Origin of the sequence: Cyclobacterium xiamenense, from assembly GCF_009467825.1 — a bacterium.
GTDB lineage: Bacteria > Bacteroidota > Bacteroidia > Cytophagales > Cyclobacteriaceae > Cyclobacterium > Cyclobacterium xiamenense.
The window spans coordinates 1-16940 of the sequence record NZ_WIOK01000036.1 but is presented as its reverse complement, the minus strand read 5'-3'; the positions used below and the strand labels follow the sequence as shown (position 1 = coordinate 16940).

Genomic DNA, 16940 nt, shown 5'->3' with positions numbered 1-16940 from the left:
AATGAAAAAAGAAGCGTTTAGTAGTAGAAAGAGAAGTTTCAAACGGGAGGAATGCCAGGCCGACCTGGTGATCATCGGAGGCGGTATGGCCGGTACCTGCTGTGCCATTACGGCATCCAGGCAGGGCTTGCAGGTCGTGCTGGTTCAGGACCGACCGGTTCTGGGCGGGAACGGATCGTCTGAGATCCGACTCTGGATCCTGGGTGCAACCTCTCATATGGGTAATAACAACCGTTGGGCCAGGGAAGGAGGGGTTATCGACGAGATTCTCCTGGAGAATTTATACCGCAATCCGGAAGGCAATCCGCTGATTCTGGATACCATTTTAATTGAAATGGTAAGCAACGAACCCGGCATCCGACTGCTATTGAATACGGCCATGTACGACCTGGTAAAAAGTAGTCCGGACACCATCGAATCGGCATTGGCTTTTTGCAGCCAGAACGCTACGGAATACCTGTTGAAAGCTCCCCTGTTTGTGGATGCATCCGGCGACGGCTCCATGGCTTTTTTGGCCGGAGCGGCCTTTCGGATTGGGGCCGAATCGGCGGATGAATTTGACGAGCCATTTGCACCGGATGATACCTACGGGGAACTGCTGGGACACAGCCTGTATTTCTACAGTAAGGATACCGGTAAGCCCGTACGCTTTGTTCCTCCTTCGTATGCCAATCGGGAAATCGAAAAACTACCCCGCTTTAAATCCTTTAACCTCAAGGACCATGGCTGCCGGCTATGGTGGGTGGAGTACGGAGGAAGGAAGGATACCGTTCATGAGTCCGAAACGATCAAATGGGAACTTTGGCGCGTAATCTACGGTATTTGGGATCACCTCAAAAATTCCGGGGAGTTTCCCGAGATGGCTACCCATACGCTCGAATGGGTGGGTACCATCCCGGGAAAACGGGAAAGCCGCCGTTTTGAGGGCGACTACATGTTGTCGCAAAAAGACCTGGTCCAGCAGCGCCAATTTGAGGATGCGGTTTCTTTTGGGGGCTGGGCTTTGGACCTGCATCCGGCAGATGGGGTCTACGGTGACTTGCCAGGCTGTACCCAATGGCATACCAAGGGAGTGTACCAGATTCCTTACCGGATCATGTACAGCCGAAACCTGAAGAACCTGTTCCTTGCAGGAAGAATCGTCAGCAGTAGCCACGTGGCTTTTGGTTCTACCCGTGTGATGGCTACCGGTGCACACAACGCACAGGCTGTTGCCATGGCTGCGGTTTTGTGCCGGGAAAGCAAGCTGCTTCCTGCCGATCTACTTGCGCCTTCACGGATGAAAATTTTGCAAAACCGCCTGATTCGGTCAGGGCAATACATTCCCGGATTGCGCTTGTCCGATGAGGCGGAACTGGCCCGACAGGCAACGCTGCGACCCTCTTCTACCTATCGGTTGCAGGGCCTTCCCATGAATGGGCCCTGGAAGTCGTTGGAGTTTGCCATGGCACAGTTGCTTCCCCTTACAGAGGGGGAGGTGCCGGGCATTCGTGTACGGCTGAAGAGCTCGGAAGCCGCCCAACTCCGAGTTTCGTTAATGGGAAGCAAACGGAAGGGAAACTTTACGCCAGAGCTTATTTTAGCGGAAAAGGAATTCGAAATTGCTTCTGGTGAATCAACATTACTAATTGATTTTGAGTGTACTATAAAAAATTCAGAATATTATTTTGTTGCCTTTTCTGCGAATGATTTAGTACAAATCAAGACTTCAAATACGCGATTGACGGGTCTTTTGAGTGTTTTTCAGAAATTTAATAAAGCCGTGGCTACCAGCAGCCGGCAGGAGCCTCCGGAGGGTATTGGGATGGATTCCTTTGACTTTTGGCTGCCCGAACGTCGGCCCGATGGACACAATCTGGGATTTGAACTGGACCGTTCCGTGCAGATGTTTAGCGCGGAAAATTTATGCAATGGTATTTTTCGGCCAAGTAGCCAGAGCAATGCCTGGGCTGCCGCCCTCGATGATACTGAACCTTCTGTTGAATTAAGGTGGGATAGTGAACAGGAAATCAGAGAAATAAAGTTGTTCTTTGATTCGGATTACGACCATGCGCTGGAGTCTACCCTAATGGGCCATCCCGAACACGTGGTTCCTTTTTGTGTGCAGCGTTTTTCCATTTCGGACCACCAAGGGAATCGGTTAACCCAGGTTCGCGACAACCATCAGTCCTGTTTTACCCTTCGCTTCGACGAGGCTGTTACCACCCAATCCCTAAAAATCATGCTGGAACATCCCTCTGCTACCACGCCGGCTGCGTTGTTTGGCATCGTGTGTTATTAACTACCTAAAAAATGAAAACATCCCATTTATTCCTTTTTGTCTTTGGGCTGCTACTTTGTTTGGCGGCATGTATACATCCCGTACAGGCGCAGCGAAATCTATCCCTCAGCGGGCGGGTTTCCAGCAGTTCGGAAACACCAAACCACGCCGCTACGCTGGCACTGGACAACGATGCGCAGACGTATTGGGAAAGTGGCGCAGGTGAACGTCCCTGGATCGCGATTCGGCTGCCAGGCGCGACGGAGATCACGGGTTTTAAACTCAACTTTTATCCAGATGGGAAGCCTGCCGAAGGCTTCGATTTCCAGTATTTGCTAAATGGGGAATGGCGGACCTTTCACCAAACCACCGGTAATGAGGCGGAAGAGGTCTCGATTGCTTTTGAGAAAGAATTGCTGACCGACCGGGTGCGCCTCATTGCGACGGAAAGTCGGTCTCTCCGCATTGCCGAACTGGCGCTGTGGGGGCAGCAATACGTGGACGAGGGTGCAGGAGAAGTTATGCCCCTGCTGGTAAATCAAAGTGGGTACAACCTTCACCGTCCAAAGCGCTTTACCGCTGCGGGTATGGCAGATGGTACCTCTTTTGTGATTTTGGAAAAAGGGAGTGGCCGGGAAGTTTTTTCTGGCAGGATCGCCGGAGAAAAAGGTGATTTTTCCGACTTTAACCCGGAGTCAAATCAGGAATTTTTGGTCGCCTCTGGGGATAAGAGATCTTTCCCATTTCGGATCGGGCCCTACTGGCTGGAGCGGGTGAGTTACCGGGGCATGTTGGATTTCATGATGGGGGCGAGGCATTACGTGGGAAACGTATCCGAAAAAAGGATCCTGTCTTTTGCCTGGCGGGACGGAGATTTTTTCAACTGGTCCATGCAAAGCTTGGTCGCCTTGTACGCGGCCAATCCAGCCGCCTTTGAGCGCATGGAGGTAACCGGCACCTACCGGGCCAATGACTCGTTTCCGGAAGATTACCGGGGACTGTGGGGAGCATTGGAGCCCTTTTCGGAAGGCACACCGGATATCGTGCAATTGATTCATTGGGATGCCGATGTGAAGGTATCCCAGCAGTTGGACCACGAGATGCAAAAAGCCGAACTTGCCCATTTCCTTTATGCCTGGCCATTTCTGTCGCGCTGGCTTCCCCGCCAAAACTTCGACCGGGTGTATGCCTATGCCCGGTCGGTATGGACGAAGGCAAGCGTATCTCCTCACGCCACTTCCCGATACGACCTAAGTCCCGAACACGACTTGCTCGCACGCAAAACCCAGTTGGGCAGTACCAAAGGGGAAATGCCTCCGGGCTTTTCCGTGATACCAAATTTGATGATGTACGAAGTTGGAAAGAGGGAGGGAGATCCCCAGGCAGAAACCTATTTTGATGCTGCTTACCGTCAATTGGAGTGGATGATCGCCCATTTGGATTGGGAGGACCCGATGACGACCAAGGGGCAGCGGATGTCTGAGCATCTCACCATGCGGGCCTTTGCCTTTTTTGCGCAGCAATACCCGGACCGGCATCCACCGGGTTTGAAAGCGAAGGTGGAAGAATGGGCAGCATGGATGGTGCAACGATCCGACAACCTATGGGATTTTCGGAAATATGCGGAAGACGAATGGACCCCGCCGGGGTGGAACGAAACGGGCAATATTCTGGGCTTCCCGGCGGCCATCTTTGCGGCCAATACCATTTTAGGAAAGGACCACAAACTGGCCCCCCGGCTCGAAGAAATTGCCTGGGCGCATGTTGAGAATGCCTTTGGCAGAAATCCTACAGGCAGGCATTTCTCCTTCAAGGGACCCGAGGAAGTAGAGGGCGTGGACCTGGGCTGGTACAGTCGGCACAAAGGAGGGATCGGGCTGTTGGATGAACTTCCCTTTGTCTTTGACGGTTCCCCGAAGAATTTCCATTACCCCAATCAGCCCGAAGCGGGTGACCTGGGTTGGACAGAAGGCTGGGTTCAGTTCAATACGGCTTTCAACACGAGTATGGCCTATCTGGCCAATTACTATACCCACCTAACCCATAGCCAAAACGAATCTGGTGATCTACTGATTCATTTGGAGGCCCCGCTCAATTTCTATCCCGATCAAAAGGAACCGGTTGCGGTACAGCTGGCCCTACCGTCTGGAGAGAGCATGGCGGTTACCTTGCAGGAAACATCCCCCTTTTCCCTGGTACTGGAAGGGATCGTGGAAAAAAACCAATCCGAGCTTAGGTCCGGAGGGCAGGTGCTTCCCATAGGGGACCATTCGCAGGTAAAAGTTAGTTATGGGCACGGGTTTTTCGAAAAAAGTGTTTGGATCCCGGTAAAGTAATCTAGTGGGAGGGGTACTCACGTGTTTTCCTTCAAAAAGGTTTTTCGAAAATCTAATCGATAAAAAGGTGCAGGTCAAAAACCAAATAAACGAGTGGTTTCCCGAGTACGGTCGCTACCGTTATGCCGGGTGGCAGCGATCGTATCTCCGGGCAGCATCAAAAAACTGCGGAAAAACACGTCTGCGGTCTGTGAGGAAAGTACCGTGGGGGAATAGGGGATCATGCCTCCGGATGCGTTGATGTTCCTGATCGTTACTTCTGTACCGAAAAAATACGTACCCACCAGACTTTGCACGTACGGGGATATCGTCGCCTGGAAGCGTATTCGCGAAGGTAGCCTTGACCTGAAATAGGTGTTTACCGATTTAAATTCGCGTTTTGCTGGTTTCCGTTTTTGGTGAGGTTCCGGTAAAATTGTATTTTTCTGACTAGAACCGGATCCATGATCCCAGCAAAACCCAAGGTCACATGAAAAAATTTATTTATAGCAGTATTTTCTTTTTGGGAAGTATTCCATTTTTGGTCTTTCCGCAGGTCGATAAAACAGCCGGTAGGGAGTTTATTCTATTGGATGGGGAACTCATGGAGAAGGCCAAAGCGCGCATTGCCTTCGGGGCTCAGCAACCCCTTCTTCCAGCCATGCAGGCACTTCTAAGGGAGGCCGATGAGAAGCTTGAGGAAGGCCCTTTTTCAGTAACACACAAAAAGCAGTTGCCTCCCAGCGGGGACATCCACGATTATACCAGCATGGGTCCCTACTGGTGGCCGGACCCGGAAAAGGAGGATGGACTACCCTATATTCGCCGGGATGGGGAAATAAATCCCGAGTACTACGATTACCGGGATAAGGAAGAGTTGGGTAAGTTAATGACTGCCTTGCGGGTCCTCAGCCAGGCCCATTTTTTTTCGGAAAACGAAAGGTACGCCGCCCATGCGATCGACCTGATCCGGGCCTGGTTCATACATCCGGAAACGAAAATGAATCCCAATCTCAACTACGCCCAGCGAATCCCGGGCAGGACAGAGGGAAGGGGTATCGGCATCATCGATACCCGCTCCTTTGCGGAATTGCCGGATATCTTGTACATTCTTTCCCGTTCCGAGCATTGGGATGCCGCGGTAGAACAAGGCATGCACGAATGGATCAGTCACTACCTGGATTGGCTGGTCAATAGCGCGCATGGAAGGGACGAGGCCATACATGGAAACAACCATACCACCTGGTATTTTGCTCAGACGATCCCGCTGGCACTTTATGTAGATCAGCATGAACGTGCCGATAGCTTGGTAAGGGTGGGGCTTCCCTTAATCCTGGATGAAATGATCGAGGGAGATGGATCGCAGCCAAAAGAACTGGACCGAACCCGGTCCTGGGATTACAGTGCCATGAATCTCCTGGGAATTATGAGCTATGTTCAAGCAGCTGCTCAGTCCGGTCGGGATCTTTGGACCTATGAAAACCCGAAGGGCGGAAGCATCCGGAAAGCGATCGACTTTATGCTTCCGTACCTGAGCGAAAAAAACACATGGCCTCACAATCAGATTCAGGAAAAACGGAACAAGCGCCTGGCAGAACCCCTGGCTATCGCTGCCCGCGTATACCAACACAAACCGTACAAGCATTTGTCCGAGCAAATTGCCGTAGCGGGTAATGGATTTCGCTACTGGGATCTGCTGGATTACCGGGACTTACGGGAGTAGTTTGGACCGTTGGATGCTTTCGCTGTACCTCAACCCGTATTCTTTAACCCGCTGGCCAGCGCCGTGGTGATCTTCAGCAGTCGCGTTACCAGTGGCGAATCCGGTTCTTTGGATGCGCGCCAAAGTTTCAGGTTTTTTAGCTGTAGCTGGTGCAGTCCATGAAGGGCATTTTTTCTTCGGTTGATGCTGTCGAGCAAACCCATTCTTCGGATATCTCGTTCTTTTCCCAGCAGTTCGCCGATCTCTTCCAGGCTACGTCTGTGTTCGTCCGTGATCCATTTTGTAAAGATGATGCCGGTATCCCGGTTGGAGACCAGTCCGGCGTACTGATTCATGATTTCCTGGTCGGCATTCAGCAGGTTGGTTTCTACCTGTATCAGGATATAGCGGAGGAGCGGCCAGGATTGAGCATGGTCCTGCAAGGCCCGGTAATGGTCGGGTTGGGTATCCCGAATCCTTTTGAAGGCCGTTCCGATGCCGTACCAGCCGGTCAGGTTGAACCGGGACTGGCTCCAGCTGAATACCCATGGGATCGCTCGAAGGTCTTCCAGGGATCGTTTCCCCGTTCTTCGTGCCGGTCTTGAGCCGATTTTGCTGAGTTCCAGCACGTCGATCGGGGTGGCCTCTCCATAAAACTCTAGAAAATCCGGGTGCCGGATCAATTCCTGGTAGTGATCCTGCGCAAATTCGGAAAGGTGCTGCAATGCCTCTGTAGGAAACCGGGGTTTCTCTCCGGTGAATAGGGATTGAGCCGTCTGAAGTGCGGTTCCAGAGAAAAGCATTTCCAGGTTGTACCCTGCCGTCAATAAGTTGGCAAACTGCTGGGAAATGGTTTCACCCTGTATGGTGATTTTAATGGATCCTTGCAGGCTGCCATTCGGCATGCTTTCCAGGAAGCGGTGGTACTTTCCGCCACCCCGGCTAATGGTTCCACCTATGCCATGAAAAAAGCGCAGGCGCTTGCCGAGGGGACTAGCCAGGTTGGTGAGTTTTTGCTCTGCCTGGTAAATATTCCAGCGGCTAGCGGTGATTCCCCCGTCCTTATTGCTGTCGCTATAGCCCAGCATTACTTCCTGAAAGGAGAAACGATCCGGGTAGGCTTCGTGCGCTAGGAAAGCCTGAAGTATATGGTCGGCGCGCTGCAGGTCATCGATGGTTTCAAACAGTGGTACCACTTGGTAGCGGTTTCGATCCAATCCCGCTTCCCGCAAAAAGAGATACACCACCAGCAGGTCGCTTAGACTTCGTGTCATGCTGATAATAAAGGATCCAATGCCTTCGTCCCCATAACGGTCGATGTGCGTTTTGACGCATTGAAAACAGCCCAGTACTTTATCCGCTTCCGGGCCAAAGGATTTCCCGGAAAAGGCAAAGGGACGGTTACTTCTAAGTTCTTCGGTAATAAAGCGTACGCGTTCTTTTTCGGACCAGGAGGAGTAGGGGGTTGACTCGCGGAACGTTTCGGCCAGAATTTGGTCCATGGCCTTCTCGTGAAAAGCACTGTTTTGCCGGATGTCCAGCCGAGCCAGGTGAAAGCCAAAACAGGCGATATGCCTTTCAACAGGCAGCAAGAACTGCCGCACCATGCTCCAGGCATCGATTTCATGCAGACTTTGACGGATTACTTTCAAGTCCTCCATCAATTCAGCGGAGCGAGAGTAGACGGGTTGCTTGCGTTTCTCCAGGGTGTTGTCCACCTGTACCAGCATCAGGTTGATGAATTGCCGCCAGGGTTCCCGGGGATTTCGTTGCAAAGCGAGTTCGCTGTCTGCGCCGATATACTCGGCTTTTTCCCGGATTTTTTCGCGAAAACCAGTGGGAACAGGATTACGGATTTCGGAAAAACTCATCTGGGCCCCCAGGATTTGAAGCTTTTCTTTGATCAGTATCAGGGCCATACGCCGGTGCTCCAGCAAGGTGTCTCGGGTAAAGTCGGCCGTTACATAGGGATGGCCGTCCCGGTCACCACCTACCCAGCTGCCCAATTGAAAATCGGGGAAGTCGCTCGTGTCGCTGAATTTATCGGCGTCAAAGCCCATGGCAATCCAACTTTCGATCAGTTGCTGGTCCGCATGCTGCAGGGCTTTGGGAAATACCCTGGAAAAATAGTGCAGCACGTTGTTGCGTTCCATTTCCAGCGTGGGCTTTTCCAGGTACACTTCGCCCGAGCGCCACCACCGTTCGAGCAGTCCAATTATTTCCCTTTCCAGAGCCTGCCTCTCCAAGTGAGAATAAGCGTTGTTTTCCAGCTTGACAAGGTTTAGATAAATCTCCCGGTGTAGGTCTAGAATGGATTTTCGTTTGGCCTCCGTTGGGTGGGCAGTCAAAACGGGATAGACCTGGGTATGCTTGATGCAGTCCATCATCTCAGCCTCGGTCAATCCCTGGGCCTTCCATCGACTGAAGGTTTCGCCCCAGGAACCGCGAATGGCTGCCAATCCCTTTTCATTAAGCAGCTTTCTTCTTCCCTGTACCGCCGCATTTTCTTCCACCAGGTTCATTAGTTGCAGGTAGATACTCAGCACCTGAATGTGCTTTTCCTCCAATTCGCCCGCTTCCCAATCAATGTCCACCGGATTGGATTTTTGGGCGAGGATTTTTTCCAGTTCGTGCTCTCCCAGCTGGTGCAGTACTTTTTGAAAACAGCTCGTTAGAAACTCCAGGTCTTTTCTGGTTTTTTTAAAAAGAAGGTCGCTTGTGGTCATGCCTTTTTCAATTTGTAGGGTTTTCAATGATGGTTAAATATACGAGATAAGGCAATGGAATGAAAGTTTCCGGGAAGGGGGCTATCGTAAAAAAAGAAGGGCTGGATGCTTCCGGTTTCCCGAAATGTTTTTCAGAAGCTTGGTTTTATCCGTACATTCACGCCTGACACAAGCAATCAACCAATGGAACTACCGTCTCCTACCATCGCGATGTTAGGTTGTTTCGATACCAAGGCAGAAGTCTTTGCGCGATTACGCGAGCAGCTATTGGTCAGCGGAGCCCAGGTGATCGGCATCAATGCCGGAATTTTTGGCAGCACCGACCGAATCTCTGTAGACGTGGAAGCGGACTACCTGGCTTCCCTGGCTGGAACCTCCATCGAAGCGCTGCGAAAAAAAAATAATCGGGCTCACGCCCTGGAGCGGATGGCAGCGGGTGCTGCAAAATTGCTTCGGGCCCTCTATGAGGAAGGAAAAATCAGCGGAGTCATAGGTATGGGAGGGGGCGGAGGCACGTATCTCCTGCTAAAAGCCATGCAGGTGCTGCCGCTGGGGTTTCCCAAGGTCTGTCTATCTACCCTGGCTACCCGGGATGTATCGCATCTAGTAGGCGTCAAGGACATCGTTTTGATTCCTTCGGTGGTGGATGTGGCGGGACTCAATGCCATCATCCGGCCACTCATCGATCAGGCAGCCGCGGCTATTGTTGCCATGGCGAAGGTTCCGGAACAGAAATCCAACGGCGTAAAGGGGGTGGTGGCTATTAGCATGTTTGGCAACACCACCGATTGCGTAAACGCCTGCACCCGCTTGCTAGAGCAAAAGGGGTACGAAGTAATGGCCTTCCACGCCAATGGCGTTGGAGGGAAGGCCATGGAAGCATTGATACGCGAGGGCGTATTCGATGCCGTAATGGATTTGACGACCACCGAACTGGCGGATGAGCTATGCGGCGGAATCCTGAGCGCCGGGCCGGATCGATTGACGGCCGCGATCGAAGGAGGGATTCCCTGCTTGCTGGCTCCCGGTTGCCTGGATATGGTCAACTTCGGTACGCCCGACGCTGTACCGGAAGCCTACGTCAATCGGCTTTTCTACCAATGGGCGCCCGATGTGACCCTGATGCGTACCAATGAGCAGGAAAATTTTGAGCTGGGACGGCAGATCGCAGAAAAGCTTAACCAAAGCCGGGCAAAAGAAAGTATCCGGGTACTGTTACCCCTGCGGGGCTTTTCGCAGCTGGATGCGCCTGGGAATCATTTTTATGATCAAAAGTGCACCGCAGCACTGAAGCGTGCATGGGAGACCTATCTGGACCCTGGAATCGAACAAATGTCGCTGGAAGCCCATATCAACGATATGGGATTTGCCGGCGTCGCGGTGGACCTGCTGCTGGATCTGTTGGAAAAAAAGCAAAGCGGTGGGTCAGGCAGCGCCGGGCGGTTTTCTACGGAAAGTTGATTAGCTGCCGGTTTTAAAATATCTTGCAGGCTTAACACGAAATAAAACGTTATGCCCAATCCGTGGACAGGAAAAGGAAACCCGTACACCCGGCAGGAAGTCAGGGAACGGTTAAAGAAAACAATCGCTGATAACAAGGCTATAATCGCTGCCGGTGCAGGGACAGGTATTAGTGCCAAATTCATAGAAAAAGGCGGGGCAGACCTGATTATCATTTACAACTCGGGGAGATTTCGCATGTCCGGGCATGGTTCCACAGCTGGCCTGATGGCCTATGGAGATGCCAATGCGGTAGCCATGGAAATCGGTGAGTTTGAGGTCTTGCCGGTAGTGGAAGAAGTGCCCGTGATTTGTGGCGTTCACGGATCGGATCCCCGACGAAGGATCTGGCATCACTTACTCAAAGTGAAAGACATGGGCTTTTCGGGAATTAATAATTTCCCCACCCACTGCATCGTAGATGGAAATTTCCGTCAGATATTGGAAGAGACCGGAATGAGCTTTGACAAAGAGGTCGAAATGGTGCGTATAGCAGACAAAATGGACCTGTTTTCCATTGTGTATGTGGCCAAACCCGGGGAGGCAATCAAAATGGCGGAAGCCGGTGCGGATGCCATTATTGCGCATGTAGGGACCACCGTCGGGGGCTCCGTGGGGGTTACCGGTGCTTCCTGTACCATGGAGGAGGCGATTGACAAAACCCGTGAAATAATGGATGCCTGCCAATCCATTAATTCCGACCTTTTTTTCCTAACCCATGGCGGCCCGATCAATACCCCGGAGGACGTGCGGCAGGTGCTGGATGCCACGGAGGTGCACGGTTTTGTGGGTGCCTCTTCCCTGGAACGAATGGGCGTGGAACAATCACTGCTGGATCTTACGCGTTCTTTTAAGCAATTAAGATTAAAAAAATAGACCTACTGATTTTTCAGTGGCAAAAAATTGGATCTGTCTGAGTAGGACAGGGATAACTCAAGCAACGTATGGTGTTTTAAAATAAATGAAAAGACATCTGATTTCACGCAGCGATCGCAGCGAATCCGCAGCGCTCGCCGCGTGAAATAGGTACCTTTCACATGTCAATGGTAGCCTAATATTTAAAAAAACGCAGAAATCGGGATGATGGTGTTGATTTTTAACTATTTAAAAATCAATATATTAAAAAGTTAAAGAATGGCATCAAATCACCCCCTGTCTCCCCCTCCTGAAAACAGGAGGGGGAGACAGGGGGTGTTAAGATCCGTAATCGGTAGGTGTTTCCTGTTCAGGATCGGAACTGCCTACCCCGACCTTCGAAGCAGCACAAGTTATCACCATTAAGAAAAAATCAGAAAAACATGAATTGGAAACAGCGGATTCATAAAGACCTGAGCCGGCTTGGGATAGGCGAGGGGGATCATGTGCTGGTTCATGCCTCGTTGAATTCCTTAGGAAAGTTTCCCGACAGGGCCAAAATCGTCGTTAATGCCCTTCTGGATCTCCTGGGACCCAGTGGAACCTTATTGATGCCTGCATTATCCTATCAAACGGTCACTCCGGAGAATCCCATTTTTGATCTGTCGAAAACACCCGTATGCGTCGGTGGCTTGCCGGAGTTTTTCCGCACCTTTCCAGGCGTGCAACGAAGCATGCATCCCACGCATTCGGTATGTGCTATAGGAGAATTGAGCGATTATTTTCTCTCAGAACATTTACTGGACGATACACCTTGTGGTCCGCATTCTCCTTTTGCCAAGCTTCCTGAAGTGCATGGAAAGATTCTGTTCCTGGGTTGTGGGACCCGGCCCAATACCTCCATGCATGCCGTGGAAGAAGAGATCAAGCCACCTTATCTATTGGGTGCCAGGGTTAATTATACATTAGTAGATCAGACAGGGAGGAAAATGTCGAAATCGTATTTTAGGCATGATTTTGCTGGCTTTGAACAGCGCTACGAGCGGGTGGAAGGGCTGTTGGGATCGGATTCCTGCCAAAAAGGCAAGGTGTTGCAGGCAGCATCGGTACGGATGGATGCCCGGAGCCTTTGGGAAAAAGGGACCCTCCAATTAACGAAGGATCCCTATTTTTTTGTAGACCGAAAGGAGTCTTAGTGCCTGCCAACACCGCAGCCGCAGCCGCTGTGCATGTAGGTTTGGATGCTCTCGTGCCAGGGAAAGGCTTCCTGAAACAGGCGATTTTCCCAGTAGAAGGGAGGCCGCTCCCGGTTACGGTGGCCGATCTCGTTCATGTTTTCCGTTTCATACAAACGTCCGTTGATCATGGTATGGGTGATGCTTTCCGAGTGGCGGATATCCGCTAGCGGATTTTTTTCCAGAACGATCAAATCGGCCAGTTTACCGGGCTTGAGTGATCCCAGGTCCGCATCCATACCGATATACCGGGCGCCGTTGATGGTGGCTGCTTTCAGCGCCTCGTGGTTGGACATGCCGCCTTGCGCCAGGCTCCACAATTCCCAATGAGCACCCAGGCCTTGCAGTTGTCCGTGGCCACCCAGATTAACGGTGACGCCTTTATTCGCCAGATCGGTGACCTGTCGGGAAGTGAGGATATGGCTGTTTTCATAGGTTTCCTCCGGTACCATGGTTCGGTGGCGGGACCGCGCATCGATCATTCCCCGGGGACTGAAACGAAGTAATTTTTCGTTTTCCCAAACGTTTGTTTTCTGGTACCAGTAATACTCTGCGTTGATGCCGCCATAGTTGACAATCAGCGTGGGGGTGTAGCCCACCTCCGTTTGGCCCCAGAGCTCCAACACGTCTTTGTACACCGGTGCGATGGGGATGTTGTGTTCGATGCCGGTGTGCCCGTCCTGAATCATGGAAAGGTTGTGGAAAAAGGTGGATCCACCCTCGGGTACCACATTTACCCCCAATTCCCGGGCAGCCTGCAATACCTGCTGTCGCTGATCCCTTCGGGGCTGGTTATAGGATTTTACGGCCGTGGCACCGAAAGCCTTTGTGCGGCGTACCGAAAACCGTGCATCTTCCAGCTTGTTGATGACTGCTTTGAAATCGCCATCCGCGCCATAGAGGATAAAACCCGTGCTGAAAATCCGGGGCCCTACCAGCGCACCGCTTTGCACCATTTCGGAAAGGGTAAAGACCGTTTCGGTATTGGCCGATGGGTCGTGGGCGGTGGTCACGCCATAGGCCAGGTTAGCGTACAATTGCCAGTTTTGCTGCACGGTGAGCCCATCCCGAAAAGCGCCGATATGGGCGTGGGCATCCACGATGCCCGGCATAATGGTTTTTCCGGCCATATCGTACAGAACTGCTCCATCGGGGATGGAAACGGCAGCAGAGGCACCTACTGCCTTGATGGTGGAACCTTCGACGATGACCGTGCCGTTTTCGATTACTTCATCTCCTTCCATGGTGATCAGGGTGGCACCGGTAAAGGCAATGATGCCTTCCGGCCGATCGACCGCAGCCTCCAATCCAATTTTTATCGGTTCAGTTTCGGTTTTTTCCCCTTCCGGACCTGATTGGCCCAGAAAATCAAAGTTTTCGTCCAGTCGCGTGCTGTGATAGGCATCCCCCAGCGTCCAAAAAATGGTCTCACTGTCTGGAGACCAGTGCAGGTTCAGGCCCGCATCTTCGGATAGTTGGGCCACCGGCAGGGATTTGGTTTTATCATCCAGATTGACCGGTTGGCCATTCAGTACAAGCGGTGCCAGGTAGGCTTTGTGCAAGTGGATAAAGGCTACCCATTGGTTGTCCGGGCTGGGCACCAGGCGGTTGGCGTATTTGGATTCAATGTGCGTGCGTTCGTCCTGTCCGTTTAGGTCTACTGACTTCAGGCTTTTGGTCAGGTTTCCGAAGAACTTTCCGCCGGTCTGAAAAAACACCCGTTTGCCTTCTTTGGTAAATACCGGGAAATCGCCATTTTCTACCAGCTTTTTGGGCTCCCGGGATTGCCGATCCATCAGGTAGATGCCGGGGTTTTTGGTAAAGGTACGGCCCTGATCCGGGTTACCCGGTTCCTTCCGGTAAAGAATTTGGGACCCATCCGGAGAATAGGAGGGATTTCTGTAGATTCCTTTTTCCTGGCTGAGGGTGGTTATCCGATTATTGCTCAAATTCACTTCTTTAATGGATCCTTTGTTCAGGTCATTCCAGGTTACAAAAAGGAGTCTGTCCCCAGTCGGAGAAAAGGCAGGTTCCGCCTCAAAGTCCGTACCCTCCGTAATTCTTTTCGGTTTTCCATTTGGCAAGTCTTTGATCCAGAGATAGCCCAATGCCCGGAATACGAGTTGCCGGCCATCTGGCGAAGTGACTGCATCCCGGATCATGCGGGGGGTGAAGGTCTCTCTTGCGATGGAATGGCTGAAATGAACCCGTTCGGCTACGGGAATAGCCACTTCTACCGTAAAAGGGATGCTGCTTTGGTCCAGGTTTTCGGTATCGATTTTCTGGATTTTCCCCTTGGCCCAAATCAGAATCTGCCGGTTGTCGGGCATCCAGGCAAATCCGGGGTATACCCCAAAAATAGCCCAGGCGGTTTGTTGATCTTTGTTTAGTTCCTCATAGACCGGCCATTCTTCGCCCGTTTCCAGGTCGTGGATGTAGAGCACCGATTTGGTTCGGACTCGTTTTACAAAGGCCAGTTTTTTTCCATCCGGAGAAACCTGAGGCCGTGCCGCACCTCCGGGTCCTCCGGTGAGGATTTCCGTTTCGCCCGTTTCAAAGTCGTAGCGTTTGATGACATAGATTTGTCCATTGGGATCCCGGTTGTATGCAAAGCGGCCCCCAGGAGCCATGTCTTCACTGAAATACAGGTACCTGCCATCGGGGGATACGCTGGGTTCGTTGACGTCCTGTTGATCGTTTTTCCGTTGGGTAAGCTGCAATCCTTCTCCGCCGGAAATATGGTACTGCCACATTTCTCCGGCACCCAGCGATCGGCCGGAGGTAAAGTGTTTTCGGGCCACCAGGTAGTTGCCATCCGGCATCCACACCGCATTATTGAGCAGGCGGAAGGACTCTTTGGTAACCTGACGGGCATCGCTGCCATCGGGCCTCATCACCCAGACGTTGTCCCCTCCTCCGGCATCAGATGTGAAGGAAATCCATTTCCCGTCCGGGCTAAAACGTGGCTGAACCTCAAAAGGCAAGCCGGATCTCAGGACAGTTGCGGTTCCTCCGGAGATCGGCATGGAGTAGATATCTCCCAACAGGTCGAAAACAATGGTATTCCCGTCAGGGCTGACATCCAGGTTCATCCAGGTGCCTTCGTCGGTAGTAAAGGTTACGTTTTCAAATTCCCAATCTCCTTCGGGTGCGGCTACCTCCCAGTCGGTTTCTTCCTGGGCCAGGATAGGAAAGGTGATGAATAGGAGTATAAAAGTTGTCTTGATAAGTATACTACGCATGAAATTCCGGATTAGTGATTTGCAGGGTAAAGATAAGGAGAAATTGCTAGTCTGCGATTTTTTTGGAGAACTTGGAGGAACGGAAAAGGGCGGTGCGGCAACACCGTCTGCCGGGGTGAATCAAATCCATAAATAAATCGTTAACTTTACTGGGTAAAATCATGATAGGTATGGACAAGAAATCTATTAAAATCGATCTTATCCACTGGCTTACCGAGCTTCAGGACATATCCGTTCTTAAAGAACTTCAAGGTCTAAAGGAAGCGCAGGAAAGTTCTTTTGAATTAAGTGCAGGAAAAAATAAGGAGCTGGATAGCAGGCTTGGAAAGTATGAAACCGGGGATATGAAGTTTACTTCGTGGGAGAAGGTAAAGGAAGGAGTAATTATTATGGGAGCAATAGACATAAAACAGGAATTAAGAACGCTGATCGAAAAGGAAAATGACCTTCATGTGTTGGAGGCGATTAAAACCTTACTTATAAAGTCCAGTTTAGATCCGGTCCTTAAAGAGAGACTGACCTCCAGGGCATTAAAAGCCGAAGAAGATATCCGGACAGGTAGCGTATATACAAGGGAAGAGTTAGAGAAGAAGTTGGACGACAGGTTGGGTCTATGAGGGTAGTTTATACAGACCAATCCCTGGAAAGCCTAGAGGAATCCCTAAAGTTTTTGCTGAAGGTCCAAAAGGTTCCATTAGAAAAAGCATTAGAGATTAGAAAACAATTACTGGACAGGGCAGATGGTCTGATCATCAATCCCCACATGGGCCAATATGAGGAATATCTGATGCATTTGGGAAAAGGGCACAGAAGGTTGGTGGAAGGCTATTTTAAGATCATTTACCTTATAGAAGACGGCCTGATATTTATAACGGATTTTTTTGATACCCGACAGTCCCCGGAAAAAATGAAAGGATAACCAACCTCCCACAAAAATGAGGAGTGAACCAACGACAGACTTATCAGATTAGGCGGTATTCGTCATCAGTCGTCAGCAAAATACGCTGGGAGTGTTAGCTCAACTCTGTCTGGCTTCCCTTCGGGGGGCTAGCCCCCCGAAGGGAAAATTCACTATTTTTTTAGGACTCTGTCTTCAGATCCAGTT

At 51.2% G+C, this 16940-nt stretch carries 11 protein-coding genes; 8 read left to right on the top strand and 3 right to left on the bottom strand.

Annotation, left to right across the window (positions count from 1 at the left end; translation table 11 throughout):
- The first annotated feature begins 1 nt into the window (after position 1).
- Together GCU44_RS19945 and GCU44_RS19940 are read left to right on the top strand one after the other, a co-directional pair.
- Positions 2-2281, top strand: coding sequence for an FAD-dependent oxidoreductase (locus GCU44_RS19945; RefSeq protein WP_154859017.1), 2280 nt, complete (start codon positions 2-4; stop codon positions 2279-2281).
- A gap of 11 nt (positions 2282-2292) precedes the next feature.
- Positions 2293-4596: a discoidin domain-containing protein gene (locus GCU44_RS19940; RefSeq protein WP_154859015.1), complete on the top strand. Its 2304-nt coding sequence runs from the start codon at positions 2293-2295 to the stop codon at positions 4594-4596.
- Between the two features lie 74 nt (positions 4597-4670).
- On the opposite strand, the gene GCU44_RS19935 is transcribed toward GCU44_RS19940, so the two are convergent.
- Positions 4671-4892: a hypothetical protein gene (locus GCU44_RS19935; RefSeq protein ID WP_154859013.1), complete on the bottom strand. Its 222-nt coding sequence runs from the start codon at positions 4890-4892 to the stop codon at positions 4671-4673.
- Between the two features lie 173 nt (positions 4893-5065).
- On the opposite strand from GCU44_RS19935, the gene GCU44_RS19930 reads away from it, so the two are divergent.
- Positions 5066-6298 carry an alginate lyase family protein gene (locus tag GCU44_RS19930; protein ID WP_154859011.1) on the top strand — a complete coding sequence of 411 codons (1233 nt, stop codon included), beginning with the start codon at positions 5066-5068 and terminating at the stop codon, positions 6296-6298.
- A gap of 29 nt (positions 6299-6327) precedes the next feature.
- Here GCU44_RS19930 and GCU44_RS19925 read toward each other — a convergent pair whose 3' ends face one another.
- Entirely contained in the window at positions 6328-9003 is a 2676-nt protein-coding gene (locus GCU44_RS19925) for a phosphoenolpyruvate carboxylase (protein ID WP_154859009.1), read from the bottom strand.
- Positions 9004-9186: 183 nt separating this feature from the next.
- Here GCU44_RS19925 and GCU44_RS19920 point away from each other — a divergent pair, with 183 nt between their 5' ends.
- The 3 genes from GCU44_RS19920 to GCU44_RS19910 all read left to right on the top strand — a co-directional run bounded on the left by GCU44_RS19920 (position 9187) and on the right by GCU44_RS19910 (position 12554).
- Entirely contained in the window at positions 9187-10464 is a 1278-nt protein-coding gene (locus GCU44_RS19920) for a Tm-1-like ATP-binding domain-containing protein (protein WP_154859007.1), read from the top strand.
- A gap of 51 nt (positions 10465-10515) precedes the next feature.
- Positions 10516-11379 carry a phosphoenolpyruvate hydrolase family protein gene (locus GCU44_RS19915; protein WP_154859005.1) on the top strand — a complete coding sequence of 288 codons (864 nt, stop codon included), beginning with the start codon at positions 10516-10518 and terminating at the stop codon, positions 11377-11379.
- 422 nt (positions 11380-11801) lie between these two features.
- On the top strand, positions 11802-12554 hold the full coding sequence (locus GCU44_RS19910) for an AAC(3) family N-acetyltransferase (RefSeq protein WP_154859003.1): 753 nt from the start codon (positions 11802-11804) through the stop codon (positions 12552-12554).
- Here the strand turns inward: GCU44_RS19910 and GCU44_RS19905 are convergent.
- The gene (locus GCU44_RS19905) at positions 12551-15835 is read right to left on the bottom strand and encodes an amidohydrolase family protein (protein ID WP_154859001.1); all 3285 of its coding nucleotides are present in this window, start codon (positions 15833-15835) and stop codon (positions 12551-12553) included. The two genes, GCU44_RS19910 and GCU44_RS19905, sit on opposite strands and share 4 nt — an antisense overlap.
- A 170-nt stretch (positions 15836-16005) precedes the next feature.
- Between GCU44_RS19905 and GCU44_RS23315 the strand changes: the two genes are divergently transcribed.
- Together GCU44_RS23315 and GCU44_RS19890 are read left to right on the top strand one after the other, a co-directional pair.
- Complete coding sequence (locus GCU44_RS23315; RefSeq protein WP_241685041.1) at positions 16006-16452, top strand: hypothetical protein; 447 nt, start codon at positions 16006-16008, stop codon at positions 16450-16452.
- Positions 16449-16754, top strand: coding sequence for a type II toxin-antitoxin system RelE/ParE family toxin (locus GCU44_RS19890; RefSeq protein WP_154858999.1), 306 nt, complete (start codon positions 16449-16451; stop codon positions 16752-16754). The genes GCU44_RS23315 and GCU44_RS19890 overlap by 4 nt, the downstream gene beginning before the upstream one ends.
- Positions 16755-16940 lie beyond the last annotated feature (186 nt).